Annotated in this window: 10 protein-coding genes; all 10 read right to left on the bottom strand. The window is 39.1% G+C overall.

Going from position 1 to position 7,462, the window contains the following annotated elements; genetic code table 11:
- Nucleotides 1-84: 84 nt before the first annotated feature.
- Nucleotides 85-228, bottom strand: coding sequence for a six-cysteine ranthipeptide SCIFF (gene scfA, locus HMPREF9200_RS08255; RefSeq protein ID WP_009353042.1), 144 nt, complete (start codon nucleotides 226-228; stop codon nucleotides 85-87).
- A gap of 78 nt (nucleotides 229-306) precedes the next feature.
- Nucleotides 307-1,341, bottom strand: a complete 1,035-nt coding sequence (locus HMPREF9200_RS01575) for a metal ABC transporter solute-binding protein, Zn/Mn family (RefSeq protein WP_009353031.1) — start codon at nucleotides 1,339-1,341, stop codon at nucleotides 307-309.
- Nucleotides 1,342-1,468: 127 nt separating this feature from the next.
- Complete coding sequence (locus HMPREF9200_RS01570) at nucleotides 1,469-2,068, bottom strand: ECF transporter S component (protein ID WP_009353027.1); 600 nt, start codon at nucleotides 2,066-2,068, stop codon at nucleotides 1,469-1,471.
- 272 nt (nucleotides 2,069-2,340) lie between these two features.
- Nucleotides 2,341-2,502 carry a hypothetical protein gene (locus HMPREF9200_RS08515; RefSeq protein ID WP_009353045.1) on the bottom strand — a complete coding sequence of 54 codons (162 nt, stop codon included), beginning with the start codon at nucleotides 2,500-2,502 and terminating at the stop codon, nucleotides 2,341-2,343.
- Between the two features lie 81 nt (nucleotides 2,503-2,583).
- On the bottom strand, nucleotides 2,584-3,234 hold the full coding sequence (locus HMPREF9200_RS01565) for an ECF transporter S component (RefSeq protein ID WP_009353049.1): 651 nt from the start codon (nucleotides 3,232-3,234) through the stop codon (nucleotides 2,584-2,586).
- Nucleotides 3,235-3,447: 213 nt separating this feature from the next.
- The gene (locus tag HMPREF9200_RS01560; RefSeq protein WP_009353053.1) at nucleotides 3,448-3,981 is read right to left on the bottom strand and encodes a D-glycero-beta-D-manno-heptose 1,7-bisphosphate 7-phosphatase; all 534 of its coding nucleotides are present in this window, start codon (nucleotides 3,979-3,981) and stop codon (nucleotides 3,448-3,450) included.
- Complete coding sequence (gene rfaD / locus HMPREF9200_RS01555; protein ID WP_009353041.1) at nucleotides 3,981-4,946, bottom strand: ADP-glyceromanno-heptose 6-epimerase; 966 nt, start codon at nucleotides 4,944-4,946, stop codon at nucleotides 3,981-3,983. Before rfaD ends, HMPREF9200_RS01560 begins: the two co-directional genes overlap by 1 nt.
- Entirely contained in the window at nucleotides 4,943-6,427 is a 1,485-nt protein-coding gene (gene rfaE1 / locus HMPREF9200_RS01550) for a D-glycero-beta-D-manno-heptose-7-phosphate kinase (protein ID WP_009353035.1), read from the bottom strand. The genes rfaD and rfaE1 overlap by 4 nt, the downstream gene beginning before the upstream one ends.
- Complete coding sequence (gmhA, locus tag HMPREF9200_RS01545; protein ID WP_009353038.1) at nucleotides 6,420-6,992, bottom strand: D-sedoheptulose 7-phosphate isomerase; 573 nt, start codon at nucleotides 6,990-6,992, stop codon at nucleotides 6,420-6,422. The genes rfaE1 and gmhA overlap by 8 nt, the downstream gene beginning before the upstream one ends.
- Nucleotides 6,985-7,458 (bottom strand): transcriptional regulator NrdR, encoded by a 474-nt coding sequence (nrdR, locus tag HMPREF9200_RS01540; RefSeq protein ID WP_009353036.1) that lies wholly within the window; start codon nucleotides 7,456-7,458, stop codon nucleotides 6,985-6,987. The genes gmhA and nrdR overlap by 8 nt, the downstream gene beginning before the upstream one ends.
- Nucleotides 7,459-7,462: the final 4 nt, after the last annotated feature.

The raw sequence follows: 7,462 nt of genomic DNA, 5'->3' as shown, positions 1-7,462 counted from the left end.
AACACTTTTAGTATAATCCTAGAAGTAATATAAAGCAAATAAGCTGCCCACCATATGGTGAACAGCTTATTGCTAATCGAATGATTATTTTTGTTTGCACACTTGGTTACCTACTGTACAGCTAGTTTTGCAAGCAGATTGGCAAGATGTTTGACATTCGCCGCAGCCGCCTGTTTTAGCAGTTTTTTGTAGGGATTCAGTGTTAATTGTACGAATACGTTTAGACATCTTCATTCCTCCTAAGCACAAACTTACTCTATTATATTATCATCTAATACCGTTTCAAGCAAGCAAAAGGCATAGGAATTAGTGAGCTAACGCTTCTTTCAATGTTTTAAGGTTTTCTTCCATGATGTCAAGGTATGTCACATTTTTTTGTGCTTGTTCTTCTGTTAAACCTTCTGCAGGGTTTAATACATACACTTTTACGCCAGTTTCAGCAGCGATAGCATTAGCCAATTTAGGGCTTACCAATTCTTCACTGAAGATTGCTTTTACATTATGTTCTTTGATGAAAGCCACGATATCTGCCATGCGTTCTGGTGTTGGTTCAGCATCTGGAGATACTCCCATAATACCCAATTGTTCAAAACCGTATGCGTTTGCTAAGTACCCAAATGCCATATGGCTAACTACTAAATGTTTGTCGTGTTGTGTTTTACCAAATTCTTCATATTTAGCATGCAAAGCTTGTAATTTTTCTTTGTATGCTTTGCCGTTAGCTTCATAGTATTTTGCATTCGTAGGGTCTGCTTTAGAGAAGGCTTCTACAACGGCATCTACTTCTTTAGCAACATTCATTGGATCTAACCATACATGTGGATCAAACTCGCCATGTTCATGTTCGTGCTCATGTTTATCTTCTTTTTGAGCTTTATTATGGTCATCTTTGTCGTCTTTATGATCTTTGTCATCTTTATGATCTTTGTCATGATCATGTTCGTCTTCATCTTCATCTGGAGCTGGCAACAAAGTAACAGATTTAGACAATTCTACAGGTTGCGCTTTTTGTAGCACATCTTTTTCTAAAATCTTTTCTGTTGGTTCCAAACCTGCACCGCTATATAAGAACACTTTAGCAGTACCAATTTCTTTTAAATCTTTTGCAGTTGGATCCCAATCATGTGGTTCTGCTCCTGGAGGTACTAATAAAGTCACATCAACTTTGTCTCCCCCTACTTGTTTCGCTACATCATATACAGGGAACACGGTAGTAACGACCTTCATTTTTTCAGCTGGTGCTGCTTGTTTTGTATCACTGCCACACCCAGCAATACCTACTGCAGTAGCCACCATAGTAGCTCCTAGTACAAAATAGGTTAATCGTTTTTTCCAATTCATGAGTATACTCCTCCTAACACATAAAAAACAAGAAGTGATTAGTCTTTGCTAATTCACTTCTTGATTATATCCGATTTAAAAAATCCGTGCTTGAATGCATGAGCAGTCTATACACTCAATATCATTATCATTTAAACTTCTTGATCACCGCAATTGCCACTGGTGTTACAACAGCTACTGCTAACAAGGCTTCTGGAATACCATGAGACCATACGATACCCATCACAACATTAAATACTGCCTCTTGTGAAATATGTGTAGCTTTTGCAAATTCTACACCATAAATTGTGTAAATACCAGTCATAACAAGGATTGTATTAGTAGCTGTTCCCAAGAATGCAGCTAAGCCGATACGGATGGCTTTCACCTTAATTGGTACATACATATACACCAACGCTGCCACTAAACCGATCAACATTCTTGGCAATACAGAAATAATAGGATTCATAAATGCAAAGGATAAAATATTAGGCGCCATGTAAGCTTGTACCATACTGTACGCACCGAATAAGAAACCTACTGACATACCTACTTTAGGCCCTTCCACAACACCACCTAAGATAGTTGGAATGTGCAAGATAGTAGCACTAATTGGTGGAATTGGCACAAAGCCCCACCCTGTCATACCAAGTACAATGGTAATCCCTGCCAATAAACCAATAATCGTTAATTGACGTACCGTAAATTTTTGCGATGGCTGTGTTTGCAACGCTGTTTCTTTTTCCATGTTTTCCTCCGTTCTTATTCCCTTAGGATATAAGTCGAACCAATACTAAAAAATGGAACTCAGTTCTGTTCTTCTTGATACAGACTATACAGTTAGTTCCTCGTATAGAGTAGTACAAATCAGCGGTTCTGTCAATCATAAAATGTAACTTTTCTTACAGTTATAAACATGCTCTTTGTCAAATGTAGCGACTACTTGTCCCAACATGTATTGTAGACCTACAAAAAAACGAACACCTTATGAGGCACCTCATAAAAGTGTTCGTTATTATCTTACAGCCCTAACAATTTTCTGCCTTCTTCCCAAGCGAAGATAGGTGTTAGGAATGTCATTAGATTTTCTTCTTCAAATGGATAGGCACGCATTCCAATCGCTTCAGCAGCCTGTACATCAGAAGGTTTATCACCCACAAAGTAGATTAATCGTTTTTCCAATTCATGAGTATACTCCTCCTAACACATAAAAAAACAAGAAGTGATCAGTCTTTGCTAATTCACTTCTTGATTATATCCGATTTAAAAAATCCGTACTTGAATGCATGAGCAGTCTATACACTCAATTTCATTATCATTTAAATTTTTGATGACAGCTAGTGCCACAGGTGTTACAACGGCTACTCCTAATAGTGCTTCTGGAATACCATGAGACCATGCAATACCCATCACCACATCAAATACAGCTTCTTGTGAAATGTGTGTTGCCTTTGCAAATTCTACACCATAGATTGTATAAATACCAGTCAATACAAGGATAGTACTTGTGACTTTTCCTAAGAAAGCGGCTACACCAATACGGATAGCTCTTACCTTAACTGGCAAGTACATATATACCAACGCTGCTACTAAACCAATCAACATTCTTGGTAATATAGAAATGATTGGATTCATAAACACGAAAGATAAAACATTCGGTGACATATACGCTCGTACCATACTGTAAGCACCAAATAAGAACCCTACTGACATCCCCACTTTAGGACCTTCTACGATACCACCTAAAAGGGTTGGAATATGCAAGATGGTCCCACTAATTGGTGGGATTGGCACAAAGCCCCATCCTGTCATGCCAAGTACAATCGTAATCCCTGCCAATAAGCCAATAATCGTTAATTGACGTACCGTAAATTTTTGCGATGGTTGTGTTTGCAACGCTGTTTCTTTTTCCATGTTTTCCTCCGTTCTTATTCCCTTAGGATATAAGTCGAACCAATACTAAAAAATGGAACTCAGTTCTGTTCTTCTTGATACAGACTATACAGTTAGTTCCTCGTATAGAGTAGTACAAATCAGCTATTCCGTCAATCATAAAATGTAACTTTTCTTACACTACAAGAAAACGAACACCTTATGAGGTGCCTCATACAAGTGTTCGTTCTACCATTACAGCCCCAATAGCTTTCTGCCTTCTTCCCAGGCAAAAATAGGCTCTAAGAATGTCATTAAGTTGTCTTCTTCAAATGGGTACGCACGCATGCCAATGGACTCAGCAGCCTGCGCATCAGATGGTTTATCACCGACTAGGAAGCTACCATCCACATCTACATTCCAGTCCTGAATTGCTTTCGTCAACATACCAGGATTTGGTTTGCGGCAATCACAGTCTTTCGTGTACTCTGCCACAGATCCTTCTGGATGATGTGGGCAGTAATAGTAGGCTAATATATGTACACCTTCTGCTTCCAAACGGCGAGACATTTCAGCATGTAACGCTTGCACGTCTTCCTCTGTATAATAACCACGGGCCACACCACTTTGGTTTGTGACCACAATGATATCATACCCACGTGTTTGGGCTTCTTTCATAGCTTCAATAGCACCAGGAATAAATTGTAATTGTGCAGGATTACTCAAATATCCTACATCCACGTTAATAACCCCATCACGATCTAAAAATAATACATTTCTAGTTTCCATTATTTTACATACCCTTCATTATCACGTAATAACGCACAATACTCATGGACTGCTTGTTCTAATGGTGTAAATCCTTTATCATAGCCAGCAGCTAACAATTTTGTTGTATCTGCTTGCGTATAGCTTTGGTATTTACCCTTTAATACTTCTGGGAAATCGATATAACGAATCTCTCCTTTTCCTGCAAAGGAAATAACAGCTTTCATAAACTCATTAAATGTATGAGCATGACCTGTACCACAGTTGAATACACCACTAATTTCAGGATGTTCCCAGAAATAGAAATTCACATTTACCACATCGTTTACATAGATAAAATCACGGGTTTGCTCACCGTCACCATATCCATCGATACCTTTGAACAAAGTGATTTCACCGGTTTCCATCAATTTATAATACATTTGGCGTACCAAAGATGCCATCTTATCTTTATGTGTTTCATTCGGTCCAAAGACATTGAAATAGCGTAAGCCCACACATTGAGATTGTAATTGATTTCTAAATTTTGCTACATAGCGGTCAAATAGTAGTTTAGAATACGCATATGGATTTAATGCTTGTTCGCAGGCTGGATCTTCACGGAATCCATTGCTACCATGTCCATAGGTAGATGCAGAAGAGGCATAGATAAAAGGAACTCGGCGTTCTTGGCAATAATGAAAGAGATTTTTAGACCCTTCATAGTTATTTTTCATCATGTATCTGCCATCATAATCCATAGTGTCTGTACAAGCACCTTCGTGGAATACTACTTCGATGGGACCACAATCGAAAGTATTTTGCTCTACCGCAATATCAAAATCTTCATAATCAATATAGTCAGCAAAATCCAACATTTCAATATTTTTGATTTTACGACCATCCGTCAAATCATCAACGATTAAAATGTCATTACGTCCTTTATTATTCAACTGCTTTACAATATTGGATCCAATAAACCCAGCACCACCTGTAACAATAATCATAATTTTCCTTCCTTTACTAATTCTTGAATATGTTTAATAATTCCTGTTGTAGAATATCCATCTTGGAATGGCAAAATTTGCACTTCTTCTACAAACTCTTTGCCAATCACCTCTTCTGGCTTGTAATCTCCACCTTTGACCAATATATTTGGTCGCAACTGTGAAAGCACCTCTGCTGGTGTATCTTCTTCAAAAAGAACTACACCATCGACAAAACCTAAAGAGCTCATCAACAAAGCTCTATCTAGTTCATGGTTGATAGGTCGACTATCCCCTTTTAAACGGCGCACAGAACTATCTGAATTGAGGGCCACCACCAAATGATCACCCAGTCTAGCTGCTTCTTTCAAGTAGGTCAAATGACCACGATGTAAAATATCAAAGCACCCATTCGTAAAGACAACCACTTCGCCCCGATCTTGCCAAAACCGGATCTTTTGGGCTAATGCTTCTACAGAATAGACACTTTCTTTATCTTCTTTTTTAGCTTTCATAGAAGACAATAAATCTAATAGTTCTTGACGATGGATCGGATATGTACCAACTTTAGACACTACTACACCCGCTGCTGCATTGGCTGCCACTAAAGCAGCTCGGATAGATAAGCCAGCAATTAATGTAGTAAGCATCATAGCCACTACCGTATCACCAGCACCACTCACATCAAATACATCTTGCTGTTTTGTCTCTGCATTGTGCCATACATTGCCATCTTTACGAACTAAGGTAATCCCTTTAGCCGAACGAGTAACAATGATGAAATCTAGTTCCATCTTATGTAAAATATGGTGCGCTGCCTTCACAACTTCTTCATCTGTGTTGGGCACTTCATAACCTACAGCTTCACTAAGTTCCTTCACATTAGGAGTAATGCAAGTAGCACCATTATATTTTGACCAATCAGAACCTTTTGGATCCACAATAGTCATAATCCCAGCAGCTCGAGTTTTACTGAATACTTGGCTTAGCAAGGATGGTTGGCAAATCCCTTTCCCATAATCGGAAATCACAAGACCTTGTAATCCTTTGTGTAACAACTCATCTAGCCAAGCAAGTATCGCTGTTTCACTATCACTGGACAAGGGCTGACTCACTTCATAATCTAAGCGAATCATTTGCTGTTGTCCCCCTAAAATACGTGTTTTGGTTGTGGTCGGAATAGAATCTTCTGTAAAAACGCCCGTACTTTGGATGCCATTATCCGCTAATAGTTGGCGTACAATTTTACCATGTGTATCATCGCCAATCCGGGATGCCATATGCACTTGGCAATCTAATTGCGCTAAATTATTCGCCACATTAGCGGCACCGCCCAAAACTTCCGTTTCACGTTGGACTAAATTCACAGGCACCGGAGATTCTGGAGAGATGCGACTTACATCACCAAAAATATAGCGATCTAACATGCAATCTCCAATAACCCCTACTTGTAACTGTGGTAAATCACGAAGCAAAAACGATTGTAATGTACGATTAGGCATAGTCTTCTTCCACCAATTCACATAAAATATGACCCGCTAAAATATGCATTTCTTGAATGCGGGCTGTCACTTTTGATGGCACTGCAAACGTTAAATCACATAATTCTGCCATCTTTCCACCACCTTCACCTGTAAATGCAAAGGTATGCATACCGATATTACGGGCAGACTCTACTGCTTTCACTACATTTTTACTATTCCCAGATGTAGAAATACCGATTAAAATATCCCCAGAACGGCCTAGTCCATTCACTTGACGTGCAAATACTTCATCATACCCATAATCATTACCTACAGCTGTCAAAATAGACGTATCTGTAGTCAGCGCAATGGATGCTAAGGAACGGCGTTCTTTCTGAAAGCGTCCCACTAATTCTGCCGCTAAGTGCTGAGAATCTGCAGCGGATCCACCATTACCGCAAAATAAAATTTTATTGCCTGCTGCCAGCGCTGCCTTACAACGCTCCGCCATAGCTTCAATAACACCCATCACTTCATAGGTAGCACTCAATGTGTCTACATGATCTGAAAAGCGGGCACTAATAACTGGATGTAACTCACTCATGTGTTGTATCCTTTCCATGATTGTCCAATAAATCGTGTAATTCTTGTAGGAAACTTTCTACATTATTAAATTGTCGGTAGACGGAGGCAAATCGCACGTAGGCAACTTGGTCTACATCTTTCAACAAGGACAATACAATTTCACCAATTCGCTCCGTAGTCACTTCTTGCTCTACTTCCATGCGAATTTGTTTTTCTGTTTCATTTACAATCGATTCCAATTGATCTGTGGAAATGCCTCGTTTACTACAAGATCTCCACAAGCCATTCATCAATTTAGATCGATCAAATAATTCTTTTTTCTGATCTCGTTTAATCACCATGATCGGTAAATCTTCAATGACTTCATAGGTCGTAAAGCGTTTTCCGCAGCTCATACATTCCCGACGGCGACGAATATTATTATCATCCGTAGACCGTGAATCTGTCACTTTAATTTCATCATGATGACAATAAGGACATTTCATACCG

Source organism: Veillonella sp. oral taxon 780 str. F0422 (assembly GCF_000221605.1).
In the GTDB taxonomy this organism is placed as follows: domain Bacteria; phylum Bacillota; class Negativicutes; order Veillonellales; family Veillonellaceae; genus F0422.
This window is presented reverse-complemented; position numbering and strand designations above follow the sequence as displayed.